16 protein-coding genes are annotated in these 15381 nt (G+C 68.5%); 14 read left to right on the forward strand and 2 right to left on the reverse strand.

All coding sequences use genetic code 11. The features are described 5' to 3' along the window. Positions 1–19: 19 nt before the first annotated feature. The 5 genes from MPE_RS17090 to hslU all read left to right on the forward strand — a co-directional run bounded on the left by MPE_RS17090 (position 20) and on the right by hslU (position 6036). Positions 20–1063 (forward strand): CobW family GTP-binding protein, encoded by a 1044-nt coding sequence (locus MPE_RS17090; protein ID WP_011830960.1) that lies wholly within the window; start codon positions 20–22, stop codon positions 1061–1063. Between the two features lie 137 nt (positions 1064–1200). Further along, positions 1201–2115 carry an RNA polymerase-binding protein DksA gene (dksA, locus tag MPE_RS17095; protein WP_085984405.1) on the forward strand — a complete coding sequence of 305 codons (915 nt, stop codon included), beginning with the start codon at positions 1201–1203 and terminating at the stop codon, positions 2113–2115. A gap of 55 nt (positions 2116–2170) precedes the next feature. Beyond that, complete coding sequence (locus MPE_RS17100) at positions 2171–4024, forward strand: STAS domain-containing protein (protein ID WP_011830962.1); 1854 nt, start codon at positions 2171–2173, stop codon at positions 4022–4024. 102 nt (positions 4025–4126) lie between these two features. Continuing rightward, positions 4127–4684, forward strand: a complete 558-nt coding sequence (hslV, locus tag MPE_RS17105; RefSeq protein ID WP_011830963.1) for an ATP-dependent protease subunit HslV — start codon at positions 4127–4129, stop codon at positions 4682–4684. Further along, positions 4681–6036 (forward strand): ATP-dependent protease ATPase subunit HslU, encoded by a 1356-nt coding sequence (gene hslU / locus MPE_RS17110; protein ID WP_041929738.1) that lies wholly within the window; start codon positions 4681–4683, stop codon positions 6034–6036. The genes hslV and hslU overlap by 4 nt, the downstream gene beginning before the upstream one ends. 12 nt (positions 6037–6048) lie before the next feature. On the opposite strand, the gene MPE_RS17115 is transcribed toward hslU, so the two are convergent. After that, positions 6049–6813 carry a type III pantothenate kinase gene (locus MPE_RS17115; protein WP_011830965.1) on the reverse strand — a complete coding sequence of 255 codons (765 nt, stop codon included), beginning with the start codon at positions 6811–6813 and terminating at the stop codon, positions 6049–6051. Positions 6814–6832: 19 nt separating this feature from the next. Next, positions 6833–7792, reverse strand: a complete 960-nt coding sequence (locus tag MPE_RS17120) for a hypothetical protein (RefSeq protein WP_041929739.1) — start codon at positions 7790–7792, stop codon at positions 6833–6835. Positions 7793–7997: 205 nt separating this feature from the next. Here MPE_RS17120 and MPE_RS17125 point away from each other — a divergent pair, with 205 nt between their 5' ends. From MPE_RS17125 to MPE_RS17165, 9 genes are all read left to right on the forward strand, one after another. Further along, the gene (locus MPE_RS17125) at positions 7998–8306 is read left to right on the forward strand and encodes a hypothetical protein (RefSeq protein ID WP_148210976.1); all 309 of its coding nucleotides are present in this window, start codon (positions 7998–8000) and stop codon (positions 8304–8306) included. A 104-nt stretch (positions 8307–8410) separates the two neighbouring features. Beyond that, positions 8411–8614, forward strand: coding sequence for a hypothetical protein (locus MPE_RS17130; protein WP_041929741.1), 204 nt, complete (start codon positions 8411–8413; stop codon positions 8612–8614). 333 nt (positions 8615–8947) lie between these two features. After that, positions 8948–10768 carry a PQQ-dependent ethylene glycol dehydrogenase XoxF gene (gene xoxF, locus MPE_RS17135; protein ID WP_011830967.1) on the forward strand — a complete coding sequence of 607 codons (1821 nt, stop codon included), beginning with the start codon at positions 8948–8950 and terminating at the stop codon, positions 10766–10768. 128 nt (positions 10769–10896) lie between these two features. Next, the gene (locus MPE_RS17140; protein WP_041930267.1) at positions 10897–11301 is read left to right on the forward strand and encodes a c-type cytochrome; all 405 of its coding nucleotides are present in this window, start codon (positions 10897–10899) and stop codon (positions 11299–11301) included. Further along, on the forward strand, positions 11298–12173 hold the full coding sequence (locus MPE_RS17145; RefSeq protein ID WP_011830969.1) for a substrate-binding domain-containing protein: 876 nt from the start codon (positions 11298–11300) through the stop codon (positions 12171–12173). Before MPE_RS17140 ends, MPE_RS17145 begins: the two co-directional genes overlap by 4 nt. 37 nt (positions 12174–12210) lie before the next feature. Beyond that, the gene (locus tag MPE_RS17150) at positions 12211–13227 is read left to right on the forward strand and encodes a tetratricopeptide repeat-containing S1 family peptidase (RefSeq protein WP_011830970.1); all 1017 of its coding nucleotides are present in this window, start codon (positions 12211–12213) and stop codon (positions 13225–13227) included. Beyond that, positions 13224–13946 (forward strand): hypothetical protein, encoded by a 723-nt coding sequence (locus tag MPE_RS17155; protein ID WP_011830971.1) that lies wholly within the window; start codon positions 13224–13226, stop codon positions 13944–13946. Before MPE_RS17150 ends, MPE_RS17155 begins: the two co-directional genes overlap by 4 nt. A 5-nt stretch (positions 13947–13951) precedes the next feature. Beyond that, positions 13952–14344 (forward strand): hypothetical protein, encoded by a 393-nt coding sequence (locus MPE_RS17160; protein ID WP_011830972.1) that lies wholly within the window; start codon positions 13952–13954, stop codon positions 14342–14344. 32 nt (positions 14345–14376) lie between these two features. After that, positions 14377–15360: a quinoprotein relay system zinc metallohydrolase 2 gene (locus MPE_RS17165; RefSeq protein ID WP_011830973.1), complete on the forward strand. Its 984-nt coding sequence runs from the start codon at positions 14377–14379 to the stop codon at positions 15358–15360. Positions 15361–15381: the final 21 nt, after the last annotated feature.

Consider the following 15381-nt stretch of genomic DNA (forward strand, 5'->3'; position numbering starts at 1 on the left):
ACACGGCCGAGCGTCCACCATGTCACTGATACCTGCCACGATCCTCACGGGCTTTCTCGGCTCCGGCAAGACGACCCTGCTCAAGCGCGTGCTCTCAGAGGCCCACGGCCAGAAGATCGCCGTGATCGAGAACGAGTTCGGCGAGGAGAACATCGACAACGACATCCTCGTGACCGACAGCAAGGAGCAGATCGTCCAGATGAGCAACGGCTGCATCTGCTGCACGATCCGCGAGGACCTGCGCGCGACGCTGACCGACCTGGCTGCGAAGAAGCGCAAGGGCGAGCTTGACTTCGACCGCATCGTGATCGAGACCACCGGCCTGGCCGACCCCGGCCCGGTCGCACAGACTTTCTTCATGGACGACGAGATCGCCGAGAGCTACCTGCTCGACTCGATCCTGACGCTGGTCGATGCCAAGCACGCCGGCCAGCAACTCGACGACCGGCAGGAGGCGCGCCGCCAGGTGGGGTTCGCCGACCAGATCTTCCTGTCCAAGACCGACCTGGTCGCCAAGGACGCGACCGACGCGCTGATCCACCGCCTCAAGCACATGAACCCCCGTGCGCCGCTGCAGGCGGTGCACTTCGGCGAGGTGCCGCTGAAGGACGTGTTCGACCTGCGCGGCTTCAACCTGAACGCCAAGCTCGACATCGACCCCGATTTCCTGAAGGCCGACGACCACGAGCACCACCATCACGACCATGAGCACGGCGAGCACTGCGACCACCCGTCGCACGCGCACGGCCACCATCACGCCCACGACGACGACGTGAAGAGCTTCGTGTTCCGCTCCAACCGCCCGTTCAATCCGGCCAAGCTGGAGGAATTCCTCGGCACCATGGTCAACGTCTACGGTCCGCGGATGCTGCGCTACAAGGGCGTGCTGCGGGTGCAGGGCTTCGACAAGAAGGTCATCTTCCAGGGCGTCCACCAGCTGATGGGCAGCGACGTCGGCCCGCTGTGGGCGGCCGGGGAGACCCGCGGCAGCAAGATGGTGTTCATCGGCATCGACCTGCCGAAGGACGTCTTCCTCCAGGGGCTGGAGCAATGTCTGGCCTGAAGCGGCCCCTGGCGCCCGGCGCCGCACGTGGCATCGACACCACGTCGCTACAATGCGCGGCGCTTGACCCGGGCACGGCATCCACAGAGCATGCCCGGGTGAGGAAGACGTGAAGCCGCCGTGAGGAGATCCCCGCTGTGAGCAAGACCCCGGCCAAGGCCGCCCCCCGCCCCACCGCCAAGAAGGCGGCAGCGTCGCCGCCCGCCAAGAAGGGCGCTGCGACGAAGACGCCCGCGAAGGCGGCGGCGAAGCGACCGCCGGCCAAGCCCGCCGCCAAGCAAGCTCCGAAGAAGGCCGCCGCTCCGGCGGCCGCCGCCAAGACACCGAAGCGGGCCCCCGCCCCGCCCCCTCCTGCCGTGAAGGCGCCCGCCAAGCCGGCAGCGCCCCTCCTTGACAAGAAAGCGACGCCCCCGTCCGTGAGCCAGTCGATCCCTCCCAAAGCGCCTCCTCCGCCGGCACCGGTGAAGCCGGCCACCCGGCTGCGCGCCTCCAAGTCCGTCGCCGCCCCGGCCGACATCCACCCGCCGTCGATTCCGCTGCCGCCGCCGAGCCGGCCGCCGGCCAGCAATGTCATCGACCTGCCGCGTCCGCCGCGCAAGATCGATCCGAAGCTCGCCAACGTCTGGAAGACCAAGGCCGGCCGCGACCTGACCGAGGACGAGTTGTTGTCGATGCCCGACAGCGAGTACATGAACGACAAGCAGTTGGAGTTCTTCCGGACCCGGCTGATGCAGCAGCGCAACGACCTGCTCGACAACGCCGGCGAAACCACCGAGCACCTGCGCGAGGACACGTCGATCGTGCCCGATCCGGCCGACCGGGCGACGATCGAGGAAGAGCACGCGCTGGAGCTGCGCACGCGCGACCGCGAACGCAAGCTGCTGAAGAAGATCTCGCAGTCGATCGCCCGCATCGAGGCCGGCGACTACGGCTTCTGCGACGAGACCGGCGAGCCGATCGGCCTGGGCCGCCTGCTCGCCCGACCGACCGCGACGCTCTCGCTCGAGGCGCAGCAGCGCCGCGAGATGAAGCAGAAGATGTTCGGCGACTGAGCGAGCCGTCCCGTCCTCGTCCTTCTACTTCTTTGAACCCGAGCTCGCTGCCGCGATGGCCGACGTCGACCCCGATCCCAAGGCCGGAGGCACCAGCTTCTTCCGCAAGGTGGTGAAGTTCGTCGCCAATCCGGCGACGGACTGGACCGAGCTCAACACACCCGGCGGGACCGAGGAGCCGCTGCAGAGCGGCTACGCCAAGAGCGAGCTCAAGGCGATGATCGAGCGCAAGCGGCGCAACGACTTCGTGCGCAAGCGCGAGTTCGACATGCTGCGCAAGATCCGCCGCGAAGGTCTGCCGGCCGACGGTCTGGCCGGCCTGCAGATCTCCGACCTGGACGATTCCGACCAATCGCGCTCCAACAGTGTGGCCCGTCCGGACGACGCGGCGGTCAAGGCCAAGATCGACGAGATCGAGCAGCAGATGGAAGGCGAGGTGATCGCCCGACGCGCCAACCCGACGAAGCCCCCGGGGTTCTACACCGCCTCGACGGTGCAGGGCGCGCTCGACGAGCGGGCCGCGCCCATGAACGAGCCGTTCAACATCGACGGCGCGGGCGCCCCGTCGCCGTCCGACGCGGCCCCCGCCAGCGTGTCGTCGATCCCGGTGCTCGACGCTGCCGTCACGACGCCGCCGCAAGAAGGCCCTCTCGCCTGGGACGCGGCCCCTGCTCCCACCGCCGCGCCGGCCTCGCCGCCGGCGCCGATCACGACACCGACAGCCCCCGGCGTCCCCATCGCGGCCGCGGCACCGCCAGCGGTGCACCTGGGGCGCCCGGGCATGTCCGATTTCGGCAACCCGTTCGCCGTCGAGGTCAACGAGATCGCCCACGACCCCGAGCTCGACGAGGCGGTGATTTCCTTCGCCAATGCCGAATTCGAGGGCTGCGAACGCTCGATCCGCGGCCTCATCTCGGACGACGGCGAACGCGCGAACCATGCCGAGACCTGGCTCGTGCTGTTCGATCTGTACCGTGCCACCGGCCAGCAACCTCCGTTCGAGAGCCTGGCGCTCGACTACGTGCAGCGCTTCGGGTGGTCGGCGCCGCAATGGTTCTCGATTCCCCAACTGGTGGCTGCCGAGAATGCGGCCGCGGCCAGCACTGCGCAGGCGGTGCGCAGCCAAGGCAGCATCGGCTGGGCCGCGCCGGAACAGCTCGATGGTGAAGGCGTCGCGCTGCTGCGCTCCAGGACGCTGCAGCTTCCGATGCCGTGGGTGATGGACTGGAGCCCGCTGCGCAGGATCGACGCGCAGGCCTGCGGCGAGCTGAGCCAGTTGATGCACCACTGGGGCACGCAGAAGCTGCAGATGCGCTGGATCGGCGCCGAGCAGTTACTCTCGGTTCTCGCCGAGGCCGCGCCCACCGGCGTGCGCGATGCCGACCCCGCCTACTGGCTGCTGCGCCTGGCGACGCTGAGGCTGTGCAACCGGCCCGACCAGTTCGACGAGATCGCGATCGACTACTGCGTGACCTACGAGGTGTCGCCGCCGTCGTGGGAGGCGTCGCTGTGCGTCGTCAAGATGGCCGATGCTGGCGGCATGACCCTCGCATCGCGCTCGATGGTGACCAGCGACGCGACGAGCGGCTTCGCGGAGTCGCAGGTGCTCGAGGAGGCCGGCGGCGTCCGCACCGCAGCGGTCGAATTGTCGGGCCAGTTGGTCGGCGACATCGGCAGCGTGCTGCAGCGGCTCGAATCCCAGCTCGGCAACTCCACGGTCGTGAGCGTCAACTGCGCGCGACTGATCCGCATGGACTTCGTCGCGGCCGGCGACCTGCTCAACTGGGTGCTGCACCGCCGCAACGAGAACCGTCTCGTCCATTTCGAGGACGCCCATCGCCTGCTGGGCCTGTTCTTCAACGCGATGGGCATCAACGAGCACGCACGCGTGAAGGTGCGCAACCTCTGAGCGTCACGCCCGCCGGACGGCACGAATGCAGCCGGCGCCGCGGATCGCTCCCCGCCAGATCCCGGGCTTGAAGCCCCCGCCTCTGCCTTCAACTGCTTCTCCATGGATTCGTACCACGGCACCACCATCCTCAGCGTACGCCGCGGCCGAGAGGTCGCCCTGGGTGGCGATGGTCAGGTGACGCTCGGCAGCATCGTCGTCAAGGCCTCGGCGCGCAAGGTGCGCCGGCTCTACAAGGAGCAGGTGCTGGCCGGCTTCGCCGGGGCGACGGCCGACGCCTTCACGCTGTTCGAGCGCTTCGAGGGCAAGCTCGAGAAGCACCAGGGCAACCTGGTGCGCGCCGCGATCGACCTGACCCGCGACTGGCGCACCGACCGCGTGCTGCGCCGCCTCGAGGCCATGCTGGCGGTGGCCGACCGCGACACCTCGCTGATCATCACCGGCAACGGCGACGTGCTGGAGCCCGAGCACGGCATCGTCGCGATCGGTTCGGGCGGCGCCTACGCGCAGGCGGCCGCGCGCGCGCTGCTGGCCCACACGACGCTCGGTCCGGCCGAGATGGTCAAGAAGTCGCTCGAGATCGCCGGCGACCTGTGCATCTACACCAACCAGCACCACACCATCGAGGTGCTGACCGACCCGGAGCCCGTCAGCCAGTGAGCGCGATGACCCCGCAGGAGATCGTGTCCGAGCTGGACCGCCACATCGTCGGCCAGCAGGACGCCAAGCGCGCCGTCGCGATCGCGCTGCGCAACCGCTGGCGCCGCCAGCAGGTGGACGACAGGCTGCGCCCGGAGATCACGCCGAAGAACATCCTGATGATCGGGCCCACTGGCGTCGGCAAGACCGAGATCGCGCGCCGCCTCGCGAAGCTGGCCGACGCGCCCTTCATCAAGGTGGAGGCCACCAAGTTCACCGAGGTCGGCTATGTCGGCAAGGACGTCGATTCGATCATCCGCGACCTGGTCGACCTGGCCGTCAAGCAGACGCGCGAGGCCGCGATCCGGGCCCATCGCGTCCGCGCCGAGGATGCCGCCGAGGAACGCATCCTCGACGTGCTGCTGCCGCCGCCCGCCCATGCCGGCGCCGGCTTCGGGCTGAGCACCAGCTCGCCGGCCCCCGCCCCGGCCGACAGCACGGCGCGCCAGACCTTCCGCAAGCGCCTGCGCGAGGGCACGCTCGACGACAAGGAGATCGAGCTCGAACTCGCCGAACCGCGCGCTGCCGTCGAACTGCTGGGCCCGCCCGGCATGGAAGACATGGCCGAGCAACTCAAGGGCATGTTCGCCAGCCTGGGCCAGACGCGGCGCAAGACCCGCAAGCTCAAGATCGCCGAGGCGTTGAAGCTGCTGGTCGACGAGGAGGCGGCCAAGCTGGTCAACGAGGACGAGATCAAGACGCAGGCGCTGGCCAGCGCCGAGCAGAACGGCATCGTCTTCATCGACGAGATCGACAAGGTCACGTCGCGCGGCGACGGCGCCAGCGGCGCCGAGGTCTCGCGCCAGGGCGTGCAGCGCGACCTGCTGCCGCTGGTGGAGGGCACGACGGTCAGCACCAAGCACGGCACTGTCAAGACCGATCACATCCTGTTCATCGCCTCGGGCGCCTTCCACCTGGCGCGCCCGAGCGACCTGATCCCGGAGCTGCAGGGCCGCTTCCCGATCCGGGTGGAGCTGGGCTCGCTGCGGGTCGAGGACTTCGAGGCGATCCTGACCCAGACCCACGCCAGCCTGGTACGCCAGTACCAGGCACTGCTGGACACCGAGGGCGTCCGGCTCGACTTCCGGCCCGAGGGTGTGCGCCGGCTGGCGCAGATTGCGTTCGACGTCAACGAGCGCACCGAGAACATCGGCGCGCGCCGGCTGTCGACGGTGATGGAGCGCCTGCTCGACGAGGTGAGCTTCGATGCGCCGAACCTGGGCGGCCAGACGATCGCGATCGACGCCGCCTACGTGGATCGCAAGCTCGGGGCGCTGGCGGTCGACGAGGATCTGTCCCGCTTCATTCTCTGACCCGGGGGCGGCTCAGCCGCGCTGCGCGGCGATGGTCAGCAGGCCGTCGAAGATCAGGGTGTCGATCAGTTCGTGATCGATGGTCAGCGCCGGCACCACCTTCCAGCCCGCGCCGCCGGTGACGATGCACAACGGTGGCTCGCCACAGCGCTGCTGAAGATGGCGGTGCATGCGCTCGATGGCGCCGGCAATGGCGAAATTGCCGCCGCTGGTCAGCGCGTCGCTGGTGTTGGTCGGGAACTCGCGCACCTCGCCGGTGGGCACCCGCAGGCCGGCGGTGCCGGCCTCCAGCGCGCGCAGCATGATGCCGTGGCCGGGCAGGATCAGCCCGCCGAGGAAACGGCCGTCCGCATCGAGCGCGTCGACCGTGACCGCCGTGCCGGCCATCACCACCAGCACCGGCCGGCGCGCGCCGGCGGCGAGCACGCGCGCCCGCGCGCCGATCAGCGCCACCCAGCGGTCGCTGCCCAGGCGCATCGGATGGTCGTAGCCGTTGGTCACGCCGGCCTCGGCCGCGCCCGGCACCACCCAGCGCGGTGCCACGTCCCACAACTCCAGCTGCTCCTCGACGCGGTGACGCACCGAGTCGCTGGCGACGCAGCAGCCGAGCACATGGCGCGGCGGCGGCGCCAGGCCGGCCCATTCGGCCTCGCCGAGCTGGTCGATGGTCTCGAGGAAGCGCGCACCGTGGGCCACGGGCTCACTGCCGGGCACGGCCGAGGGATACAGCGCCCACTTCAGGCGCGTGTTGCCGATATCGATTGCAAGCAGGGTCATGGCCGAGGCGGCTTCGTCTTCAGTGGGTGCTGGAACCGGGCTTCGTGTCTTCGTCGACGACGGTATTGCCCAGGCCCAGCAGTTCGCGGGCTCGGCGCAGTCGGCTCATGGCCTCGACCGGCCGTCGCGCCGTGACCAGCGCGCGCTCGATCTGCCACACCAACCCGATCAGCTCGTAGCGGTCGCGCGCACGGCCGACGCGCAGCACCGTGAGCGAACTGCTGACCGGGCCATCCACCAGCAAGGTGCCGATCAGCAGGCTGCGCACTTCGGCCAGCATGGGTTCCTCGTCGACGGGCGCCGGCTTGGGCTCGTCGCGCAGCACCCCACCCTCGCCGGCACGGCGCGCGAGCGGCGAAGGTCCCGGTGTCAGCCGCGGGGTGGCGCTCCGCCGCTCGGTGCCGGCCGGCCGCGGCGGTGGCGGCTGGTACAGCGGCGCAGCGAACTTGACCCGGGCGGGACGCACCGGCAAAGCCTCGGCGCTGCCGGCCGGCAGCACCAGCGGGACCGGCACGCTGTCCTCGAAACTCGGCTCGGGGCGGGCCTCGGCACGGCCGCCCTGGGTGTCGGTCGAGGGGGCCGGCTCCGGCATCTCGGGCCGCTCCGGCACCTCGACCCCCAGCACCACGTCGTGAAAGACCGCCTCGTCCAGGTCGGTCCGGTCGACCGCAGGCGGCTCGGCGGCTCGCGCCACCTCGGCCTCACCCGACGCGGTGCCCGGTTCGCTCACAGGCGCGACGGCGACCTCGGTCTCCGCCACCGGCTCCTGCAGGTCGACCAGCCCGGCGGCCACCAGTTCGTCGAAAAAGGTCGGGGCCACCCCGGCCTTCAACGCCAGCGCGAGCACCTCGTCCTGCAGGCGCTTGCCGTCGACCAGCAGCAGCACGGTGCGGTGGCGCTGGCTGAACGTGCGCGTGCGCTGGCGCAGTTCTTCGTGACCCAGAGCGGTCTTGACGGGGGGCGGTGGCGTCGAACTCATCGAGAACCAGGTTGGTTGCGAATTGTGGCCCGGTTCTTCCGGAGTTCGCGCTCCACGGGCGTGCGAACCGCCGCAGCCGCCGGGTTTGTAGGCGCCGTCCGACAAGACGTCGCTGCGCCGGCCGATGGCAGGCTCCCGGCCGCACCGCCACCATGCGTCCGCTGGAGGGAGTCGGCAGCCGCCGCGGCCAGCCTGGAGCCTCGCCTTGAACACACGCACAAACGGTTCCTCACGCGATCGCAGCGCCGCCTCAAACCGCCCCTCCGGCATGCCGGCCTGGCTGCACCGTCTCACCGCCGCCGGCGGCGCGCTCGCCATCGGCCTGCTATCGGCATTCGTGATCGGCGTGGGCGGCGCGAGCCCCACCGAGGCGTCCACCGCGGCGCCCCCGGCGCTGCGCGCACCGGACGACAGGCTCAAGCGTTGCGGCCAGCACTCGGACAAGGCGGAGCGGCACTGGTGTCTGGCGCGGTCGACCGCGGAAGCCCCTCGGACCGCGCACCCCGGTCTGTAGGCCCCGTCCTACAGAGACCTGCTCTGTCGGCCGATTGCCGCGATGGCGCCACGGGCCGACGATGCAGCCACGGTCCGGCGTTCCGGGCGATGACGGAGCGTCGGATGGCGAACGATGACGAATGGGTGGCCGACGTGCGGCGCTGGTGTCGGCGGGGTCGGATCGACGGCCCGGACGTGGGCGCGCTGTCTCACGGCGAAGAGTGCGACGGTGCGATGCTCGGCTGCGAGGCCGCGTTGCCGCCGCTGCAGGCGCGGCACTGGCCCGACGCGGCTTTCGACTCCCAAGGCGACGCTTCCGTTGTTTGACGAGGCAAGGCGCGCGCACCGTGCGCTGGTCGCGCTGTGTCTGCAACGCGCCAATGCGGCGAGCATCGCCGCACACACGCACCGCACGCTGAACGCGGCCGCGTCACGCCGACGCGCACACCGCAATGCCCATTCCCGGCCGATTTATTTGCATTCAGCCTCGGGCAACCCCTAGTGTCTGCGCCATTCTGAGTCAGGCGGGTCCGCCCGAACCGGGTCGGTCAGGGTCTGTCCTAGGTACTCGGTGCCTCACGTCAGGACTACAAAAGAGTCGGGGAGCGCTACGGAGCAAACCCAAAGCTGTACCCACTCATTCCAACTACGGAGACGACGATGAAAGTTTCTAAGCATTCGGGTTGGCGCCTGATGCGCCCCCTCGGATTGGCGCTGCTCGCGATCCCGGCAGTCGTGCAAGCGAATGCGGACGTCGAGAAGAACATTGCCAATTCCAAGAACTGGGCGATGCAGGCTGGTGACATGTTCAACCAGCGCTACAGCAAGCTCGACCAGATCAACAAGGGCAACGTCGGCAAGATGCAGGTCGCGTGGACCTTCTCCACCGGCGTGCTGCGCGGCCACGAGGGCTCGCCGCTGGTCATCGACGGCACGATGTACCTGCACTCGCCGTTCCCCAACAAGGTCTTCGCGATCGACCTGAACACCCAGAAGATCCTCTGGAAGTACGAGCCGAAGCAGGATCCGGCGGTCATCCCGCAGATGTGCTGCGACACGGTGAACCGTGGCCTGGCGTACGCCGAAGGCAAGGTCATCCTGCAGCAGGCCGACTCCAACCTCGTGGCCCTGGACGCCAAGTCGGGCAAGGTGGTGTGGAGCGTGAAGAACGGCGATCCGAAGCTCGGCGCCGTGAACACCAACGCCCCGCACGTCTTCAAGGACAAGGTCATCACCGGCATCTCCGGTGGTGAGTGGGGTGTGCGCGGCTTCATCGCTGCCTACAACCTGAAGGACGGCAAGCCGGCGTGGAAGGGCTACAGCGTGGGCCCCGACGCCGAGATGCTGATCGACCCGGCCAAGACCACCACCTGGATCGACGGCAAGGTCGCTCCGGTGGGCGCCGACTCGTCGCTGAAGACCTGGAAGGGCGATCAGTGGAAGATCGGTGGCGGCACCACCTGGGGCTGGTACAGCTACGACAAGGCGCTGAACGCCATGTACTACGGCACCGGCAACCCGTCGACCTGGAACCCGAGCCAGCGCCCGGGCGACAACAAGTGGTCGATGTCAATCTGGTCGCGTGACGTCGACACGGGCAAGGTCAACTGGGTCTACCAGATGACGCCGTTCGACGAGTGGGACTTCGACGGCATCAACGAGATGATCCTCGCGGACATCAACGTGAAGGGCAAGCCGACCAAGGCGCTGGTGCACTTCGACCGCAACGGCTTCGCGTACACGATGGACCGCACCAACGGTGCGCTGCTCGTGGCCGAGAAGTACGACCCGAAGGTGAACTGGGCGACCCACGTCGACATGAAGACCGGCCGTCCCCAGGTCGTGAAGCAGTACTCGACGGCGCAAAACGGCCCCGATGTCAACACCAAGGGCATCTGCCCGGCGGCGCTGGGCTCGAAGGACCAGCAGCCGGCCTCGTTCGACCCGAACACCAAGCTCTTCTACGTGCCGACCAACCACGTCTGCATGGACTACGAGCCGTTCAAGGTCGAGTACACCGCGGGCCAGCCGTACGTGGGCGCGACGCTGTCGATGTTCCCGGCTCCGGGCAGCCATGGTGGCATGGGCAACTACATCACCTGGGATGCCGGTACCGGCAAGATCGTGCAGAGCAAGGCCGAGAAGTTCTCGGTGTGGAGCGGTTCGCTCAACACCGCGGGCGGCCTGAGCTGCTACGGCACGCTGGAGGGCTACTTCAAGTGCGTCGATGCCAAGGACATCAGCAAGGAACTGTTCAAGTTCAAGACTCCGTCCGGCATCATCGGCAACGTGTTCACCTATGAGCACAAGGGCAAGCAGTACATGGGCGTGTTCTCGGGCATCGGCGGCTGGGCCGGCATCGGCATGGCAGCGGGCCTCGAGAAGGACCAGGACGGCCTGGGTGCTGTGGGCGGCTACAAGGAGCTGAACCAGTACACGGAACTCGGCGGCTCGCTGACGGTCTTTGCACTGCCGAACTGATCTGCAAGCGTTAACTTCGTGACGGGGCACGAGCCCCTCGCGAATGGTGTGTTGCGGGGATGGTGAACGGTCAACGCTCGCCATCCCCTTGTCGTTCAATGAGAGTCTTTTACTTTCCTGAGTTGATCATGATGTTCCGACTGAATAGCCTGCTTGTCTCCCTCGTCGCCGTTGCCCTGGGCAGCGTGGCCCCGCTGGCGTCCGCGCAGGACAAGCCGCTCTACAAGGTTGTCGATGGCTACAAGGTCGATGCCAACACGATGAAGGGTTTCCGCACCTGGCGTGCGGCGGCCTGCGACCGCTGCCATGGCGCCAACCAGGAGGGCATGGTCGGCCCGTCGCTGATCAACAGCCTGAAGACGCTGAGCAAGGAAGATTTCGTCAAGACGGTCCGTGACGGCCGCCTCGACAAGGGCATGCAGAGCTTCGGCAGCAGCCCGCAGGTGATGGACAACATGGACCATCTGTATGCCTACCTGAAGGGTCGCTCCGACGGCGCGATCACCCGCTCCAAGGTCGAAGAGATCCAATGACGCGCGCTGCACGACGCGAAGCTGTCGCCGCCGGCGTGCTGGCTCTGGCCGCGCTGACCGGCGCGGCCTTGCCGGCCGCCGCACAGGAGCCGCCGCCGCGCAAGGCCTTCCGCGTCTGCCAGGACCCGAACAACCTGCCCTTCTCCAGCCTCGACGGACAAGGCTACGAGAACAAGATCGCCGAGCTGTTCGCCAAGGAACTCGGACTGCCGGTCGAGTACTACTCGTTCCCGCAGAGGCTGGCCTTCGTGCGCAACACGCTGCGCTACAAGTTGCCGGGCGAGGATTTCCGCTGCGACATCATCATGGGCGTGCCGGCCGGCTACGACCAGGTGTCGGCCACCAAGCCCTACTACCGGTCGACCTACGCGCTGGTCTACGCGTCGGGCAAGGGCCTGGACGGCGTGAAGTCGATCGACGACTTTCTCGCACTCGATCGCGCGCAACTCCAGAAGCTGCGCATCGGCCTCTACGACCGCTCGCCGGCATCGGAGTGGCTGAACAAGCACCAGCTCGTCGAGCAGGGCGTGCCCTACCAGATCATGAACGCGGACCCGAAGCAGTACCCGGGCGAGATCATCGAGAAGGACCTCGCGAGCGGCAAGATCGACGCCGCTATCGTGTGGGGGCCGATCGGCGGCTACTTCGCGAAGAAGGTGCAGCAGCCGCAGCTGGTGGTCGTGCCGATGCGCTCGGAGCCGGGCGTCAAGTTCGATTTCCCGATGGCGATGGGCGTGCGCTATGGCGAACGCGAGTGGAAGCAGCAGATCGAGACGCTGATCGAGAAGCTGCGGCCCGAGATCACGGCCATCCTGCGCGACTTCAACGTGCCGTTGCTGGACAACGAACCGGCGGCGACCACGCGGCAGTGAGCCGCCAGTCCCGCCGCCGAGTGCAGTTGCAGGCTCCATGCGTCGGCTTCCCCTCCTCTTCGCAGCCGCCTGGCTGCTGGGTCTGCCGCCTGGCGCGCGGGCCGACATCGACCGCGCCGCGCTGATCCGGCTGGCGCCGAGCGTGCTGAAGATCGAGGCGGTCAGCGCCGCGGGCGGCCTGCAGCTCGGTTCCGGCGTGATCGTCGGCCCCGGCAGGGTGGTGACCAACTGCCATGTGACGCGCCACGCGGTGCGCGTGAACGTGGTGAAGGGCGGTGTGCGCTGGACGGCCAACCTGCAGGCCGCCGACATGCTCCGCGACCTGTGTCTGCTGCAGGTCCCGAGGCTGGAGGGCGATGCCGTCCCGATCGCGCGCGCGGCCTCGCTACACCCCGGGCAGCAGGTGCTGGCGATGGGCTACACCGGCGGGGTGGGCATCCAGCTCAGCGAAGGCGACGTGGTGGCCCTGCACCACTGGTCCGGCAGCCAGATCGTGCAGAGCAGCAACTGGTTCAGCTCGGGCGCCAGCGGTGGCGGGCTGTTCAATGCCGACGGCAAGCTGGTCGGCATCCTGACCTTCCGGTTGCGCGGCGGCGCTCGCCACTACTTCGCCGCACCCGCCGACTGGGTGCTCGCGCAGCTCAACGACGAACTGCCCTACAACGCGGTCGCCCCGCTGGCCGGCAAGAGCTTCTGGGAGCAGCCGGACACCGAGCAACCCTACTTCCTGCAGGCCGCCGCGCTGGAGCAGGGCCAGCAATGGGCGGCACTCGCCCAACTGGCCGACCGCTGGCAACAGGAGGCCGGCGACGATCCGGAAGCACCCTACCTGCTGGGCGTCGCCTTCGAGGGCCTGCACCAGCCAGAGCCCTCCATCCGCGCCTTCCAGCGCAGCGTGGAGATCGATCCGACCTACAACCGCAGCTGGGCCCGACTCGCCCAGGTCTACAAGCGGCAGGGCCAGCTGCGCGAATCACGCAATGCCGTCGCGCGCCTTGCGGCGCTCGACCCGAAACAGGCCCGCGAACTCGCGGCCGAACTGGAGAAACCATGATCCTGGCGCAAGCCCCCATCGAGCGCAGCGCGATCACCACACTGCTGCTGTCCGCGGTCGTCTGCACGACGACACTTCCCGCTCTGGCTGCCGATCCGAGCGAATTCTCGCGCGCGGAGAAGCTGGTGTTCGTCGATCACCAACTGGCGAACGTCAAGGCCCCCGCCTCGCTGCGCTACACCTTCGTGAAGTCGGGCTCGCTGGAGCCGGGCTTCGAGGACGAGGTGCGCATCGACGTGAAGCGCAAGGGCAAGGTGTGCTGCACGGTCGATGGCAACTTCCTCAGCGGCGAGCGCAAGATGAAGTTGCCGGAGATCGAAGAGGCTCAGGCCAATCCGGTCATCCTCTACTTTCTCGAGCGCGACATCCGCGAGATGGAGCGCCTGACCAAGGGCAAGTCGGGCTACTTCCGCAAGCGCATCCGCATGACGATGGTCGACGAGGCGAAGGTGCGCGACACCAAGATCAGCTACGAAGGCCGAGAGGTCGATGCGCAAGAGGTGAGTCTCAACCCCTACGAGACCGATCCGCTACGCGCCCGCTTCGAAAAATATGCGCAGAAGCGCTACACGTTCGTGCTCGCCAGCGGTGTACCCGGCGGCGTGTACCAGGTGCGGACAGCGCTTCCCGGCGCGCTGCCGGGCGACGCTCCGGTGCTTGAAGAAGTCATGACCCTCGCCGGCCCGGCGGCCGGCGACAAACAACCCAGCAAGAAGTGATGCCCATGAAACGCCTGACCTCCTTGCGTCGTCCGACGCACCTCCTCCCGCTCGCTGCCGTCGGAGCCGTGCTGGCGATCGGTGCGGGCACCGCTGCCGCGCACGATTACCCCACGGCTGACCGGGTCGCTTACGTGCAGGAGTGCATGAAGCTGCACCCCGGGCATCACTACGAGATGCTCAATAAGTGCTCCTGCGTGCTGGACAAACTGGCGAGCCAGATCTCCTTCGACGACTTCACCACCATGAGCACTGCCACCAACGCCAACAGCATGGGTGGCGAGCGCGGCAACAGCATCCGCGACGTGGAGGTGATGCAGGTCGAAATCAAGCGCTTCCGCGAACTGCAGGCGGCCGCGCGCAAGAGCTGCTTCTTCGACGTCGGCATCAAGGAGTAGCCGGCCTGTCCCGCGTCGCCGCCCGGTGTCCGGTGCATGCGCATGCGTCGCCGTGGCTGCGCCGCGCGCTGATCGGCGCCGTCGCATGCCTGTTGGCGGCCGGCATCGGCCATGCTGCGCCGGCCGCTGAGGCCAGGCCCTCGACGGTCGAGCAGCTCGCCCCGGGCGTCTACCTGCATCGCGGCGCCCTGGAGGACTGGGGCCCCACCAACCAGGGCGATGTCTCGAACAGCGGCTTCGTGGTCGGCAGCCGTTGCGTGGCCGTCATCGATACCGGCGGCAGCGCGCCGGTCGGCCGGCGCCTGCTGGCGGCGGTGCGTGGCGTGACGTCGCTGCCGGTGTGCTACGTGATCAACACGCACGCCCACCCGGACCACGTGCTCGGCAACAGCGTGTTCGCCGAGGCCGGGCGAACGGCCGGCCAGCCGGCGCCGGAGTTCGTCGGCCACCATCGCCTGCCCTCCGCGCTGGCGGTGCGCGGCCCGTTCTACCTGAACGCGCTGAAGCGTGACTTCGGTCCCGACTTCGCCGACGGTGCCCGCATCGTGCCCCCGACCCGGCGGGTCGACGACACGCTCGAACTCGACCTGGGCGGGCGTCGCCTCAGCCTGCGCGCTTGGCCGACCGCCCACACCGATGCCGACCTCAGCGTGCTGGACGAGACCAGCGGCACGCTCTTTCTCGGCGACCTGCTGTTCGTTGACCACACGCCGGTGGTCGACGGACGGCTCAAGGGATGGCTGGCCGCGCTGTCGCAGTTGCGCGGCTGGCAGGGCATCACCACCGTCGTGCCGGGACACGGCGCGCCGAGCCGGGCCTGGCCGGCGGCGCTCGATGCCGAGCAGGCCTACCTGACCCGGCTGCAGTCCGATGTGCGCGCGGCACTCAAGGCCGGGCTGACGCTGCCGCAGGCGGTGGCGCGCATCGCTCCCGATCGACCCGACTGGCGACTGCTGGACGTTTTCCACGCCCGCAACGTGACCGCGGCCTACGCCGAACTGGAGTGGGAAGACTGAAGCTTGCGACCGCGGGAGTCC

The organism is Methylibium petroleiphilum PM1 (assembly GCF_000015725.1).
GTDB classification, from domain to species: domain Bacteria; phylum Pseudomonadota; class Gammaproteobacteria; order Burkholderiales; family Burkholderiaceae_C; genus Methylibium; species Methylibium petroleiphilum.